The organism is Escherichia sp. MOD1-EC6300 (genome assembly GCF_002965045.1).
Taxonomy (GTDB): Bacteria; Pseudomonadota; Gammaproteobacteria; order Enterobacterales; family Enterobacteriaceae; genus Escherichia; species Escherichia coli_F.
Map to the genome: position 1 here is coordinate 1 of NZ_PTRH01000009.1, position 13,757 is coordinate 13,757.

12 protein-coding genes and 2 tRNA genes are annotated in these 13,757 nt (G+C 47.9%); 6 read left to right on the forward strand and 8 right to left on the reverse strand.

Going from position 1 to position 13,757, the window contains the following annotated elements:
- Positions 1-120: 120 nt before the first annotated feature.
- Positions 121-196 (forward strand) — tRNA-Val (locus BGE37_RS14575).
- Between the two features lie 4 nt (positions 197-200).
- Positions 201-276: transfer RNA gene (locus BGE37_RS14580), tRNA-Lys, on the forward strand.
- A gap of 51 nt (positions 277-327) precedes the next feature.
- Here the strand turns inward: BGE37_RS14580 and BGE37_RS14585 are convergent.
- The 5 genes from BGE37_RS14585 to BGE37_RS14605 form a co-directional block, all read right to left on the reverse strand.
- The gene (locus BGE37_RS14585; RefSeq protein WP_032184818.1) at positions 328-1,212 is read right to left on the reverse strand and encodes a LysR family transcriptional regulator; all 885 of its coding nucleotides are present in this window, start codon (positions 1,210-1,212) and stop codon (positions 328-330) included.
- Between the two features lie 74 nt (positions 1,213-1,286).
- The gene (locus tag BGE37_RS14590) at positions 1,287-2,543 is read right to left on the reverse strand and encodes a nucleoside permease (protein WP_105271492.1); all 1,257 of its coding nucleotides are present in this window, start codon (positions 2,541-2,543) and stop codon (positions 1,287-1,289) included.
- 57 nt (positions 2,544-2,600) lie between these two features.
- Positions 2,601-3,434 carry a xanthosine phosphorylase gene (gene xapA, locus BGE37_RS14595; RefSeq protein ID WP_000193344.1) on the reverse strand — a complete coding sequence of 278 codons (834 nt, stop codon included), beginning with the start codon at positions 3,432-3,434 and terminating at the stop codon, positions 2,601-2,603.
- Between the two features lie 228 nt (positions 3,435-3,662).
- Positions 3,663-4,592 carry a nucleoside 2-deoxyribosyltransferase gene (locus BGE37_RS14600; RefSeq protein ID WP_105288149.1) on the reverse strand — a complete coding sequence of 310 codons (930 nt, stop codon included), beginning with the start codon at positions 4,590-4,592 and terminating at the stop codon, positions 3,663-3,665.
- Between the two features lie 54 nt (positions 4,593-4,646).
- Positions 4,647-5,900 (reverse strand): nucleoside permease, encoded by a 1,254-nt coding sequence (locus tag BGE37_RS14605; protein ID WP_021521569.1) that lies wholly within the window; start codon positions 5,898-5,900, stop codon positions 4,647-4,649.
- Between the two features lie 256 nt (positions 5,901-6,156).
- On the opposite strand from BGE37_RS14605, the gene BGE37_RS14610 reads away from it, so the two are divergent.
- On the forward strand, positions 6,157-6,924 hold the full coding sequence (locus BGE37_RS14610; RefSeq protein WP_000744400.1) for a nucleoside-specific channel-forming Tsx family protein: 768 nt from the start codon (positions 6,157-6,159) through the stop codon (positions 6,922-6,924).
- A gap of 238 nt (positions 6,925-7,162) precedes the next feature.
- A complete protein-coding gene (locus BGE37_RS14615; protein WP_000765612.1) occupies positions 7,163-8,161 on the forward strand; it encodes a bile acid:sodium symporter family protein in 999 nt (332 codons plus the stop codon).
- On the opposite strand, the gene BGE37_RS14620 is transcribed toward BGE37_RS14615, so the two are convergent.
- The 3 genes from BGE37_RS14620 to zipA all read right to left on the reverse strand — a co-directional run bounded on the left by BGE37_RS14620 (position 8,158) and on the right by zipA (position 11,462).
- Positions 8,158-8,376 (reverse strand): DUF3820 family protein, encoded by a 219-nt coding sequence (locus BGE37_RS14620; protein ID WP_000410201.1) that lies wholly within the window; start codon positions 8,374-8,376, stop codon positions 8,158-8,160. The two genes, BGE37_RS14615 and BGE37_RS14620, sit on opposite strands and share 4 nt — an antisense overlap.
- A 1-nt stretch (position 8,377) precedes the next feature.
- Positions 8,378-10,393 carry an NAD-dependent DNA ligase LigA gene (ligA, locus tag BGE37_RS14625; protein WP_000443657.1) on the reverse strand — a complete coding sequence of 672 codons (2,016 nt, stop codon included), beginning with the start codon at positions 10,391-10,393 and terminating at the stop codon, positions 8,378-8,380.
- 70 nt (positions 10,394-10,463) lie between these two features.
- Positions 10,464-11,462 carry a cell division protein ZipA gene (gene zipA, locus BGE37_RS14630; protein WP_001305210.1) on the reverse strand — a complete coding sequence of 333 codons (999 nt, stop codon included), beginning with the start codon at positions 11,460-11,462 and terminating at the stop codon, positions 10,464-10,466.
- 229 nt (positions 11,463-11,691) lie between these two features.
- Between zipA and cysZ the strand changes: the two genes are divergently transcribed.
- A complete protein-coding gene (cysZ, locus tag BGE37_RS14635; RefSeq protein ID WP_000254839.1) occupies positions 11,692-12,453 on the forward strand; it encodes a sulfate transporter CysZ in 762 nt (253 codons plus the stop codon).
- A 184-nt stretch (positions 12,454-12,637) separates the two neighbouring features.
- Complete coding sequence (gene cysK, locus BGE37_RS14640; protein ID WP_000034402.1) at positions 12,638-13,609, forward strand: cysteine synthase A; 972 nt, start codon at positions 12,638-12,640, stop codon at positions 13,607-13,609.
- Positions 13,610-13,757 lie beyond the last annotated feature (148 nt).

A 13,757-nucleotide genomic window follows, 5' to 3' on the forward strand; every position in this document is an offset into this window, starting at 1 on the left:
GTGATTAGCTCAGCTGGGAGAGCACCTCCCTTACAAGGAGGGGGTCGGCGGTTCGATCCCGTCATCACCCACCACTTTCTCGCCAGCTAGATTTCTTGTAACAATGTGAAGTACCGAAGTGGGTGATTAGCTCAGCTGGGAGAGCACCTCCCTTACAAGGAGGGGGTCGGCGGTTCGATCCCGTCATCACCCACCACTTCGGGTCGTTAGCTCAGTTGGTAGAGCAGTTGACTTTTAATCAATTGGTCGCAGGTTCGAATCCTGCACGACCCACCAATGTAAAAAAGCGCCCTAAAGGCGCTTTTTTGCTATCTGCGATATTTTCTTTCATGCTATCAAAGCATTAACTAATCTCTCCAGCGCTGGTGTTGCCTGTTGCTGTTCATAAACAATATACAAGTCTGCTGGAATACGTTCCTCGAGTGGACGAAATACCACCCCCGGCCAGCTCATTTGGGCATAGCTATCTGCCATTAATGTTACACCCAGCCCCATACTGATCATCGCCAGTACGGTTTGCGGCTCTACGGCCTCGCGGACGATCATCGGTGAAAACCCCGCCTGCTGACAGACACGCTGTAAAAACGCCCAGTCGGAATGGACCGATGGCAGCGTCACAAAGTATTCATTGCGTAATGCCATTAACGGGATAGCGTTTTCGCAAGCCAGATAATGATCTTCCGGTATTGCTACCAGAAACGATGATTCGTGTAATCGCAGGCTGGTAAATCCTACTGTTGGTTCAATCGCCATCCGCCAGATACCAGCGTCCAGTTCCCGCCGCTCAAGCAACGCCATTTGCATCCCTGGGGATTTTTCACGAAATGAGACATGAACATTAGGGCACTCTTTCAAAAACCGCCGCATTGCCGGACGCATTCGCCCCCACATCGCGGTTCCCACCACGCCCAGCTCAATACGCCCTGCTTCACCACGACCAATCTGTTCTACTCGAGCCAGCGCCTGGCTGGCGTTAGCCAGCAATCGACGTGACTCTTCCAATAAAATTTTTCCTGCATGAGTGAGCGCCACACTGCGCGAATGCCGAACGAACAGCAAAGTGCCCAACTGTTGTTCCAGATCTTTGATATGAATACTTAATGGCGGTTGCGACATATTCAGCCGCGCAGCGGCCCGCCCAAAGTGAAGTTCTTCTGCGACCGCAAGAAAATAGCGCAATAACTTGAGATCAATACGATGTGTACTTTCCATAATTATTGCGCTCCATACGGTATGGGTAAGGCTGCAAACTTAGCACATTGCAATCAAGGAAAACCCTGTTTACATCAGTGAGCCAATGATTTCTGTGCCATTTTTTCAGGTTCATGTTTATAACGGAAGAACAGGGCAAAAATCACCGCCAAGGCCAGTGCATACGCAGCAAATACCAGCCAGATGGTTTGCCAGTCTTTAACACCATCAACCGTGAAATAGTCAACCGCCATGCCACTCAGAAGAGAACCAACCCACGCCCCAACGCCATTGACCATGGTCATAAATAATCCCTGGGCGCTGGCGCGAATCCTGGAGTCCACTTCTTGCTCGACAAACACTGAACCGGAAATATTGAAAAAGTCGAACGCGCAGCCATACACAATCATCGACAGCAGCAATAATACAAAGCCACCTGGTGACGGATCTCCAAAAGCAAAGAATCCAAAACGTAATGTCCACGCTACCATACTCATCAACATGACGGTTTTGATGCCAAAACGCTTCAGAAAGAAAGGAATAGTCAGAATGAAGCCGACTTCCGCCATTTGTGATACCGAGAGCAGAATGGAAGGATATTTCACCACGAAGCTATCAGCAAACTCAGGGTTGCGGGCAAAATCATGCAGAAAAGGATTACCAAAAACGTTAGTAATTTGCAGGACCGCCCCTAATAACATGGCAAATAAAAAGAAAATCGCCATACGTGGATTTTTAAATAACACAAACGCATCCAGACCTAATTTACTGGAAAGCGTCGTACTGGCCTTATGTTCCGCCACTGGAATTTTCGGTAACGTTAACGCATAGACCGCTAGCACTAGAGATGCTCCGGAGGCGATATACAATTGCACACTGCTTAACTCCAGATGCAATAAACTCACCAGCCACATTGCGACAATAAATCCCACGGTACCATAAACACGGATTGGCGGAAAACTGGTGACCGGATCTAATCCGGCCTGCGCCAAACACGAATAGGAAACACTGTTGGATAACGCAATCGTGGGCATGAAAGCCATCGCGTTAAGCAACATCACCCAGAACATCATATTCGGTTCAGTTACAGAGGCGGCATAAAAAAGCACCCCGGCACAAATTAAGTGACACAGCATATAGGTACGTTCAGCCCGTAACCATTTATCGGCAATAATGCCCATAACGGCTGGCATAATAATGGCCGCAATACCTTTAGAACTGTATGCCATACCGACATCAGCCCCGGTAAAATGTAAGGTGTTAATCATGTAAGAGCCGAGGGTAACTAACCAACTCCCCCAGATAAAGTATTGTAAGAAAGACATTACCTTTAAACGCGTTGCGATATTCATGTTTTATTTCCTTATCGCAGTGAGATGGCCCCATCCGCGAGGCCATTTTTATTGTTTTCAGGCGATTTTGCGTAAGAATCCGCAAATCAGATTAATAAAGTTTTGCCGTGATAACTCTGCTGCAGCCAGGGTTTGGGCATGCGACAATTTCACATCACTTAAGCCTTCTGCCATATTGGTTATTGCGGACACGGCAACGACTTTCATTTCGCAATGACGTGCGCTAATCACTTCAGGCACTACAGACATACCCACAACATCGCCACCAATCAGCTGCATCATGCGAATTTCTGCCGCCGTTTCGAAGTTCGGGCCCGGATAAGAAACAAAAACCCCTTCTGTCAGCGGAAAACCTTCTTCCTGCGCGACGGTTTGTAAAACGGCGCGGTAATCAGCATCGTAAGCATTCGCTAATGAAAAAAAGCGTTCGCCAAAACGCTCATCATTAAGGCCTGTCATCGGTGTGCCTGGCATCGTATTAATGTGATCTTTCAGCGCAACCAGACTACCCGCACCGACTTCTGGACGAAGCGAACCTGCAGCGTTGGTGCAGAACAACAATTCACAGCCCAACAACTTGAACGTGCGAATAGCATCAGTCATGACTGTCATTCCCCGGCCCTCATAAAAATGACCGCGACCTTTCATGCAGGCTACAGGCACACCAGAGAGCACTCCGAGGACCAACTCTCCTGCATGGCCATGTACGGTGCTCACCGGAAACCCCGGCAAATCGCTATAAGAAATGGCAACAGCATCTTCTATTTGTTCAGCTAACGCTCCCAGCCCCGATCCCAAAATAAACACCACGCGTGGGGTAAAATCTGGTTTATGTCGACGAATGATATCTGCGCAATACCACGGGTTTTGTGAAAAATGAGGTTGGGTCATGGAAAGTCCTTATAATATGCATTATTCGTAAGATATGAGTCGCATCTTTTTATAACTAGAAAAAGTCGCGAGTGACCAATACATTTTTCTGTGATATTCAATATGATTATGAAATCGATCATATCGTTCCCCAGCAGAGAAATATAACGGCCGTATAATTATCTTTGGAGGTTAACCAAAAGCTGATTATCAGGCAATCACTCACCTGATAATCAGTAAAATTAACTATTATTTTTCTGTGTTACCAATCAATGTTTCAAGCTCCGCAAATGAATGCGCCACCGTTGACGACCAGGTAATCATTAAATTCAAATAATCTGTCGCGAGCGCAGATTGATACTTTTGTTGCTTGCTACAATAAACTATCGATTGCTGTCCTAATGCATAGGCAATACCATTCATAATACCGGTGTCGACATTCGGCTCAAAGGTATCGGAATAAAAGATGGCCTGTCTGGATTTTCTTAAGTTATCAATATCAGTCGCAATATCATTCATATTGTCGCCAACGATGAAAGTCTTACCTGCACTAATGATCGCATCTTTGATTTTCTCCAGTAAGCCCCGAGAGGGTTCGGTATACATAAAGTTAGGATCAAGATAATAGTCATACTCAATCGGAAATGGCGTAATCGGTACAGCGGGAGTAATCGTCGTGCCGAAGTCGGCGATTAAATTTTGTTGAAGAATTTGCAACGCACGCTTGATGATATCGTTGGTTTGTTCACGATAGTTGCTGATGCTAGCATCGGAATCTGACACCGAAACCACTTTTGCCACATAATTCATCAGCTTACTTATAGGGTAAAACTCTGAAGAATTCCCCGCTGCCCATATAAGAAAGTCTGTCGTTACCAAGTGAACAGGCATCCCTAAAGCCCATGCATAGCCTACTTCCCATGCACAACCGGAATCATAGGTTCCACCATCGAAATAACCGATAACCCCAACACTATTGTCCATATTCGCGACATCATTAACAAAAATCTCTTCTTCACTGGAGGCACCGGCATCATCACGATATGGAAGAAAAGTATGGATCAGGGGCGGCAACAGCCCCTCGTCAATCCATTGATCAATGATATCATTTAAATTCAAAGCATCTAATCGCCAGGGTGCACAATAAACCCGACACTGGTTATACAATTGATTTGCCATAATATCCTCCTTTGCTAATCCTATAAAACATTATTAATTTTGATAAATTCCGTATCAGGCGAAATGACCGGATGTTGTCGGGTTACTGTTGTGTTTATATTTAAACAACACCATAAATGCGAGAGCCAGAACCAGTGAATATCCGGCAAATACCAGCCAAATGGTTGACCACTGTGGATTGCCATCCGTTGTTAAATAATCGACGACTTTACCACTGATAAAACCGCCCAGAATACAACCAAAACCATTGGCCATCATCAGGAAAACGCCCTGAGCGCTGTTACGAATCGATGGATCAACTTCTTGTTCAACAAATACCGAGCCAGATATATTGAAGAAGTCAAAAGCACAGCCATAAACAATCATCGAAAGAATTAACAGAATGGTACCGCCGAATGAAGGATCGCCATAAGCGAATAAACCAAAACGCAGCGTCCAGGCCACCATGCTCATCAGCATGACATTTTTGATACCGTATTTTTTCAGGAAAAAGGGAATGGCAAGAATGAAGCAGACTTCGGATATCTGAGAAATTGATAACAAAATAGAAGCATGAGTTACAACAACGCTATTGGCAAACTCTGGAACACTCTCAAAACTGTGGAGAAATGTATTACCAAACATCCCGGTAATTTGTAGTTCTGCCCCGAGCAGCATGGCAAAGATAAAGAAAATCGCCATTTTGCTGTTCTTAAACAGTGCAAATGCACGCAGTCCGAGCACGTCTATCATTCCTTGCGCCTGGTTAGATTTCGCCACTGGTACAGTCGGTAATGTCAACGTGAACAGGCTCAAGCCTAACGAAGCTGCCGCGCCGATATACAATTGCATATGACTTAATTCAAAACCTGCCAAACTCACCGCCCACATCGCGACAATAAATCCAATCGTGCCCCAAATACGGATTGGTGGAAATTCTGTCACAATATCCATCCCCGCAGTTTGTATGCGGTAATAGGAAATTGTATTACTCAAACCGAGCGTTGGCATATACACGAGAGAGTTAAGTAAAATGACAATGAACATTGCCGAAGGCGTGGTAACCGATGCAGCGACAAATAATGTTATCGCGCCAAATAAATGACAAGCGGCATATATCCATTTAGCACTAATCCATTTATCGGCCACGATACCAAATAACGTTGATGTTATTAATGCTGCAATACCCAAGGTACTATAGACTGCACCAATATCCTCGCCTTTAAAACGCAGCGTGATAAACATATAGGAACCGAATGTATTGAGCCAACTTCCCCACAAAAAGAATTGCAGAAATGAAAGTACTTTTAATTGTAGTTTTAGATTCACCATCTTCTCCTTCGACTTTGAGCCCCCTTTAAATAACCGGAAATTCATCACATTTACCAATACTTTTTACCACGGATATCAATTGCAATTTGATATCAATCCTGAAGACATTCAGATCGACACCCTATCATTACGTGATAATTATGTATTGGTTAGAGCTGTCATAAATCTAATAAAATAGACATGCCAAATAATTACAGCATAAATATGTAAGCATATCACATTCATTAAATTTATTACTTAAGTGGAACATACTATGAAAAAACAGCTTCTTGCATTAAGCCTTGGTCTGGTTCCCATGGCTTTTCCGCAAATGTCTTATGCCGAGTTTAAAGGGGGCTTTGCTGACATTGGTCTGCATTATCTTGACTGGACATCCCGCACGACAGAGAAAACCAGTAATAAGTCCCATAAAGATGATTTTGGCTATCTGGAATTAGAAGGTGGTGCTAACTTTAGTTGGGGAGAAATGTACGGGTTCTTCGATTGGGAGAACTTCTATAATGGCCGACATTCAAAATCTGGCAGTGAACAACGTTATACTTTTAAAAGTACCAACCGCATTTATCTTGGTGATACAGGACTGAATCTTTATCTTCACGCTTACGGGACTTACGGTTCACCTGAACGTGTTAACTTCTATGATGATACATTCCTTTACGGGCTTGGATACAATTTTACGGGAAATGGTTACTGGTTTAAGCCATTCTTCGCGAAACGTTACACCGATCAAACCTATTATACCGGTGACAATGGCTATGTTTTGGGCTGGGTTGCCGGATACAGTTTCACGCTTGGTAGCGAAAAATTCAGCCTGACTAACTGGAATGAATACGAATTTGACCGCGACGCTACATATGCAGCAGGTAATGGCGGAAAAGAAGGTATAAACGGAGCAGTAGCGTTTTGGTGGAATGCGACACCGCATTTTACGGCAGGGATTCAATATCGCTACGCAGATAATAAACTGGGTGAAGCCTTCCTCCAGGATGGCATTATTTATTCAATAAAATATCAGTTCTAAGCCTGCGTTGATAACACTAAAACGGCTACGGTCGTCAGCAATAATATTACAGCGGTCATCAAGCGCACTCATTGACCGCCCTTATTTGATTCGTTCGGATTTGCTTGCCCAACTCAGCCCGCCAGTCGAAGCGAGCCCCCACTCACTCTCCATTATCGCGCACAAATTGTTAAGCAATTCAGTTTTATTTATCAATCAGAAGAACGCACAATGAAAGCATCGTTCATCTGGAGTCTTTATGAAACTTTTTCGTATCCTCGATCCTTTCACCTTAACCCTGATCACGGTGGTGTTGCTGGCCTCTTTCTTTCCGGCCAGGGGCGATTTCGTTCCCTTCTTTGAAAATCTGACTACCGCAGCTATTGCTCTGCTGTTCTTTATGCACGGCGCGAAGTTGTCGCGTGAGGCGATTATTGCTGGCGGTGGTCACTGGCGACTGCATTTGTGGGTAATGTGCAGCACCTTCGTGCTGTTTCCAATTCTGGGCGTGCTGTTTGCCTGGTGGAAACCGGTAAATGTCGACCCGATGCTCTACTCCGGTTTTCTCTACTTGTGCATTCTCCCCGCGACCGTGCAGTCTGCAATCGCCTTCACGTCAATGGCGGGCGGTAACGTCGCGGCGGCGGTTTGTTCTGCGTCAGCATCCAGCCTACTGGGGATTTTCCTTTCACCGTTGCTGGTTGGCCTGGTGATGAATGTTCACGGTGCAGGGGGCAGCCTTGAGCAGGTAGGTAAGATAATGCTGCAACTGCTGCTGCCGTTTGTGCTGGGACATCTTTCTCGCCCTTGGATTGGCAACTGGGTGTCACGAAATAAAAAATGGATTGCGAAAACTGACCAGACGTCCATTCTGTTGGTGGTTTATACTGCGTTCAGCGAAGCCGTCGTTAACGGCATCTGGCATAAAGTTGGCTGGGGATCATTGCTATTTATCGTGGTGGTTAGCTGCGTTCTTCTGGCTATCGTGATTGTAGTTAACGTCTTTATGGCACGCCGACTGGGCTTCAATAAGGCAGATGAAATTACTATCGTCTTTTGTGGTTCGAAAAAGAGTCTGGCAAATGGCATCCCGATGGCAAACATTCTGTTCCCCACATCGGTGATCGGTATGATGGTGCTGCCTCTGATGATTTTCCATCAGATCCAATTGATGGTCTGTGCGGTGCTGGCGCGTCGATACAAACGCCAGACCGAACAGTTACAGGCGCAGCAGGAAAGCAGCGCCGATAAAGCTTAAAGTGGGCGTTTCAGGGGCTGGACCAGTTGCGTCAGCCCCTCGGTTTTAATCAGCAGCGTGATTTGCATTAGCTCACCGAGCTTCCCTGCCGGGAACTCATCTTTGCGGGCAAACCACAGAAGATACTCCTCCGGCAGGTCGATTAAGCGACGCCCTTTGTATTTGCCAAACGGCATTATCGTATTGGCTATTTCAATCAGCTGCTCTTTTTCCATCTCAGCTACCCAGCAAACGCAGCATTTCCGTTTCGTCGATGACTTCAATGCCCAGTTCCTGCGCCTTCGCCAGTTTAGATCCTGCAGCTTCACCCGCTATCACCAGATCGGTTTTCTTCGACACGCTGCCCGCGACTTTCGCGCCCAGTTCGACCAGTCGAGCTTTAGCGTCATCACGCGACATCTGGCTTAAGCTGCCCGTGAGCACCACGGTTTTACCAGCAAACGGGCTGTCAATCTCTTCCGCGTTAATCACCACCGGCGCAGGCCAGTGAACGCCTTCCGCCAACAGCTCGCTGATGACATTGCGGTTGCTTTCTTCGGCAAAGAAGTTGTGAACGTGGGAGGCAACGACAATGCCAACATCAGGCACCTTTTGCAGCTCTTCAATCGAAGCGGCTTCCAGCGCTTCCAGCGTGCCGAAATATGCCGCCAGACCTGCTGCGGTGGCCTCGCCGACTTCACGGATGCCAAGTGCATAGAGGAAGCGGGCAAAGGTGGTTTCTTTCGCTTTTTCCAGCGCGTTAACCACATTTTGTGCCGATTTCGGCCCCATGCGCTCCAGTCCGGTCAGTTTGCCTGCGGTGAGTTTGAACAGATCCGCCGGGGTATGGACATATTCTTTTTCAACCAGTTGATCGATGATTTTGTCGCCCATACCGTCAACGTCCATCGCACGGCGGGAAACAAAGTGTTTCAGCGACTCTTTACGCTGAGCACCGCAAATCAGGCCACCGGTACAGCGGGCAACCGCTTCACCTTCCACACGCTCGACGTCAGAACCACATACCGGACAATGCGTCGGGAATACAACCTCACGGGTATCTTCCGGGCGTTCAGAAAGCACGACGTTAACCACCTGCGGGATCACGTCGCCAGCGCGGCGAATCACCACTTTATCGCCAATGCGTAAACCAAGACGTTCGATTTCGTCAGCATTATGCAGTGTGGCGTTACTCACCAGCACACCAGCAACATGGACTGGTTCAAGACGCGCAACAGGCGTAATCGCGCCAGTACGCCCAACCTGAAACTCGACGTCACGCACAAAGGTCATCTGTTCCTGCGCCGGAAATTTAAACGCTACTGCCCAGCGCGGGGCACGCGCGACAAAGCCAAGCTGTTCCTGCTGTGCCAGTGAGTTGACCTTAATTACCACGCCGTCGATATCAAAGCCCAGCGTCGGGCGGTCTTCTTCCACTTTGTGGTAGAACGCCAGCACCTCTTCCGCCGATTCACAAAGCGTTACCCGATCGCTGACCGGTAATCCCCACTTTTTAAATTGCAGTAAACGGCCAAGATGAGTATCCGGTAGCTCGCCACCTTCCAGAACACCGACGCCATAGCAGAAAAAAGTGAGCGGTCGCTTCGCTGTAATACGCGGATCAAGCTGACGCAGTGAACCTGCAGCCGCATTACGCGGGTTAGCAAACACTTTCCCGCCTGTGCGTCGCGCATCTTCGTTGATCTTTTCGAAGCCGGCCTGCGGCAGGAACACTTCACCACGAACTTCCAGACGCGCCGGGATATTCTCGCCGTGAAGCTTCAGCGGAATGGCGCGAATAGTACGCACGTTTGATGTAATGTCTTCGCCGGTCGTGCCATCGCCACGGGTCGCGGCACTGACTAAAACGCCATTTTCATACAGAATGCTGACGGCAAGACCATCCAGTTTCAGCTCACAGCACCAGGTCACTTTTTCGTTGCTTTTCAGACGATCCTGTACGCGTTTGTTGAAAGCAAGAAAGCTTTCTTCATCAAAGACGTTATCCAGCGACAACATGGGCACTTCATGGCGGATCTGGCTGAAAGCCGCCAGCGGCGCAGCACCTACACGTTGGGTAGGTGAATCAGGTGTAATCAGCTCTGGATGTTTGGCTTCCAGCTCGCGCAGTTCGCGCATCAGCCTGTCGTATTCAGCGTCGGGAATTTCCGGCGCATCCATCACATGATAAAGATATTCATGATGGCGAAGCGTCGTTCGCAGTTCTGTCAGTTGTTGTTCGATTGATTCCATATCGCACCATCAATGCTAAAAACCCCCGACAAGCGGGGGTTCGAAGAGGAGTTAATTTGCCTTAAGTGTATCAGGCGTTGGCGTCTTTGACTTCGCGGATGATGTCCTGGTACTCGCGCAATTTCTGCGGAGTCATCATACGGCGCTGATCGTCAAGCACTACACCGCCCACTTCATCGGCAATATGCTGCGCAGATTGCAGCATCAGCTTAAAGTTCTGCAGCTCGTCACCGTAAGACGGTACCTGCATAAAGATAGTGACACCCGGAGTAGTGAAATCCTTCATTTCAGGATCGAAGGTTCCCGGTTTCACCATATTCGCCAGGCTGAATAACGCCGGGCCGCTGCCATCCGGGCTAAGATGACGATGGTAAATGTTCATATCGCCAAAAATGAAGCCCGCTTGTTGAATGCTGTTAAGAAGCAGTTCACCGTTTAACTCGCTACCGTGATGCGCCGCGACGTTCATGATAATCACCGCTTCTTTGCGCTTCGGTTTATCCATAACTGGAGCCGGTTCCGCTACAGGCTCAGGCTGTGGTGCCGCTACAGGTTCTGCAGGCTGGAAAGCCTGTTGTGCCGGTTGCGGTGCTGAATGCACTGGCTGCGGCGCTGACGCGACCTGTGGCGAAACTGGCTGCTGCAACGGCTGTTCAGGCTGAGGCTGATAGGCAGGCTGCTGCACGGGTTGCTGCACCGGCTGCGTTGGACGCGGAGCATGTTGCGGCGGTACCTGCGCTTCAGGCGGCTGCTGGACCGGTTGACGCGGCTGCGCAGACGCATAAGGCGGTTGGTACTGGTGTTGCGGCGACGGACGAGCAGCCTCATGCTCCTGGGCGTTAGCCGGGGCATGATTCACGCGGTGAACACGAACCTCACCAACGCCCTCATCATCTTCGACATCCTCGTCATAAGAATCGTCGTCACGTTTTGACTTCATTCGTTTTAATGGCCGATCGCGGAACATAGAAGATCGTTCTTTACGGCTGGTCCAGAAACCATGTACCAGTAAAGCGATTATGGCGATCGCGCCAACAATGATTAATATCAGACGCAAATCCTGCATCATTATATTCTCTGTTGTTCTAACACCTTGCCACCACGGCAAACATTTACTCACTAAGAGTATTTGCCGATTACCTCAAGTGCAAGTGCACTATTAACTTTCACAGCACAAAGATAGATGAAATCGTGCTTTTTGCTGTTTTTTCGAACATATCCTAACTGTCCATTGCGCAATTACCCGGTAAAATACGCAGAATTTTCCTGGGATTGGTCAAAAGGAGCTCATCCTGATTATGGTTTCATCATTCACATCTGCCCCACGCAGCGGTTTTTACTATTTTGCGCAAGGCTGGAAGCTCGTCTCGCAACCTGGGATTCGGCGTTTTGTTATTTTACCGCTGTTGGTCAATATTTTGTTGATGGGGGGCGCATTCTGGTGGCTCTTTACGCAACTCGATGTCTGGATCCCGACTCTCATGAGTTATGTTCCGGACTGGTTACAATGGCTGAGCTATCTGTTGTGGCCCCTGGCTGTCATCTCTGTGCTGTTAGTGTTTGGCTATTTCTTCTCAACGATTGCTAACTGGATTGCTGCTCCGTTCAACGGCTTATTGGCTGAACAACTGGAAGCAAGACTGACTGGCGCTACACCGCCAGATACCGGAATTTTCGGTATCATGAAAGATGTGCCGCGAATCATGAAACGCGAATGGCAAAAATTTGCCTGGTATCTGCCACGGGCGATTGTATTGCTAATTCTTTACTTCATCCCTGGCATTGGGCAAACCGTCGCGCCGGTACTGTGGTTCCTGTTTAGTGCCTGGATGTTAGCCATCCAGTATTGCGATTACCCCTTCGATAACCACAAAGTGCCGTTTAAAGAGATGCGCACCGCCCTGCGCACACGCAAAATCACCAATATGCAGTTTGGTGCTTTAACCAGCCTGTTTACGATGATCCCGCTGCTTAATCTGTTCATTATGCCCGTTGCCGTTTGTGGCGCGACGGCGATGTGGGTCGATTGCTATCGCGATAAACACGCGATGTGGCGGTAACAATCTACCGGTTATTTTGTAAACCGTTTGTGTGAAACAGGGGTGGCTTATGCCACCCCTTATTCCATCTTGCATGTCATTATTTCCCTTCTGCATATAGATATGCTAAATCCTTACTTCCGCATATTCTCTGAGCGGGTATGCTACCTGTTGTATCCCAATTTCATACAGTTAAGGACAGGCCATGAGTAAGATTTTTGAAGATAACTCGCTGACTATCGGTCACACACCGCTGGTTCGCCTGAATCGCATCGGTAACGGACGCATTCTGGCGAAGGTGGAATCTCGTAACCCCAGCTTCAGCGTTAAGTGCCGTATCGGTGCCAATATGATTTGGGATGCCGAAAAGCGCGGCGTGCTGAAACCAGGCGTTGAACTGGTTGAACCAACCAGCGGTAATACCGGGATTGCACTGGCCTATGTGGCTGCCGCTCGCGGTTACAAACTCACCCTGACCATGCCAGAAACCATGAGTATTGAACGCCGCAAGCTGCTGAAAGCGTTAGGTGCAAACCTGGTGCTGACCGAAGGTGCTAAAGGCATGAAAGGCGCAATCCAAAAAGCAGAAGAAATTGTCGCCAGCAATCCAGAGAAATACCTACTGCTGCAACAATTCAGCAATCCGGCAAACCCTGAAATTCACGAAAAAACCACCGGTCCGGAGATCTGGGAAGATACCGACGGTCAGGTTGATGTATTTATTGCTGGTGTTGGGACTGGCGGTACGCTGACCGGCGTCAGCCGCTACATTAAAGGCACCAAAGGCAAGACTGATCTCATCTCTGTCGCCGTGGAGCCAACCGATTCTCCGGTTATCGCCCAGGCGCTGGCAGGTGAAGAGATTAAACCTGGCCCGCATAAAATTCAGGGGATTGGCGCTGGTTTTATCCCGGCTAACCTTGATCTCAAGCTGGTCGATAAAGTCATTGGCATCACCAATGAAGAAGCTATTTCTACCGCGCGTCGTCTGATGGAAGAGGAAGGTATTCTTGCAGGTATCTCTTCTGGAGCAGCTGTTGCTGCAGCGTTGAAACTACAAGAAGATGAAAGCTTTACCAACAAGAATATTGTGGTTATTCTACCGTCATCGGGTGAGCGTTATTTAAGCACCGCATTGTTTGCCGATCTCTTCACTGAGAAAGAATTGCAACAGTAATGCCAGCTTGTTAAAAATGCGTAAAAAAGCACCTTTTCAGGTGCTTTTTTGTGGCCTGCTTCAAACTTTCGCCCCTCCTGGCATTGATTCAGCCTGTCGGAACTGGTATTTAACCAGACTAATTATTTTGATGCGCGAAATTAATCGT

What these genes read in the sequence shown, in the direction of transcription:
- BGE37_RS14585 (WP_032184818.1), bottom strand. Translation starts at nt 1,212, where the DNA reads ATGGAAAGTACACATCGTATTGATCTCAAGTTATTGCGCTATTTTCTT.
- BGE37_RS14590 (WP_105271492.1), bottom strand. Translation starts at nt 2,543, where the DNA reads ATGAATATCGCAACGCGTTTAAAGGTAATGTCTTTCTTACAATACTTT.
- xapA (WP_000193344.1), bottom strand. Translation starts at nt 3,434, where the DNA reads ATGACCCAACCTCATTTTTCACAAAACCCGTGGTATTGCGCAGATATC.
- BGE37_RS14600 (WP_105288149.1), bottom strand. Translation starts at nt 4,592, where the DNA reads ATGGCAAATCAATTGTATAACCAGTGTCGGGTTTATTGTGCACCCTGG.
- BGE37_RS14610 (WP_000744400.1), top strand. Translation starts at nt 6,157, where the DNA reads ATGAAAAAACAGCTTCTTGCATTAAGCCTTGGTCTGGTTCCCATGGCT.
- BGE37_RS14615 (WP_000765612.1), top strand. Translation starts at nt 7,163, where the DNA reads ATGAAACTTTTTCGTATCCTCGATCCTTTCACCTTAACCCTGATCACG.
- BGE37_RS14620 (WP_000410201.1), bottom strand. Translation starts at nt 8,376, where the DNA reads ATGGAAAAAGAGCAGCTGATTGAAATAGCCAATACGATAATGCCGTTT.
- ligA (WP_000443657.1), bottom strand. Translation starts at nt 10,393, where the DNA reads ATGGAATCAATCGAACAACAACTGACAGAACTGCGAACGACGCTTCGC.
- zipA (WP_001305210.1), bottom strand. Translation starts at nt 11,462, where the DNA reads ATGATGCAGGATTTGCGTCTGATATTAATCATTGTTGGCGCGATCGCC.
- cysZ (WP_000254839.1), top strand. Translation starts at nt 11,692, where the DNA reads ATGGTTTCATCATTCACATCTGCCCCACGCAGCGGTTTTTACTATTTT.
- cysK (WP_000034402.1), top strand. Translation starts at nt 12,638, where the DNA reads ATGAGTAAGATTTTTGAAGATAACTCGCTGACTATCGGTCACACACCG.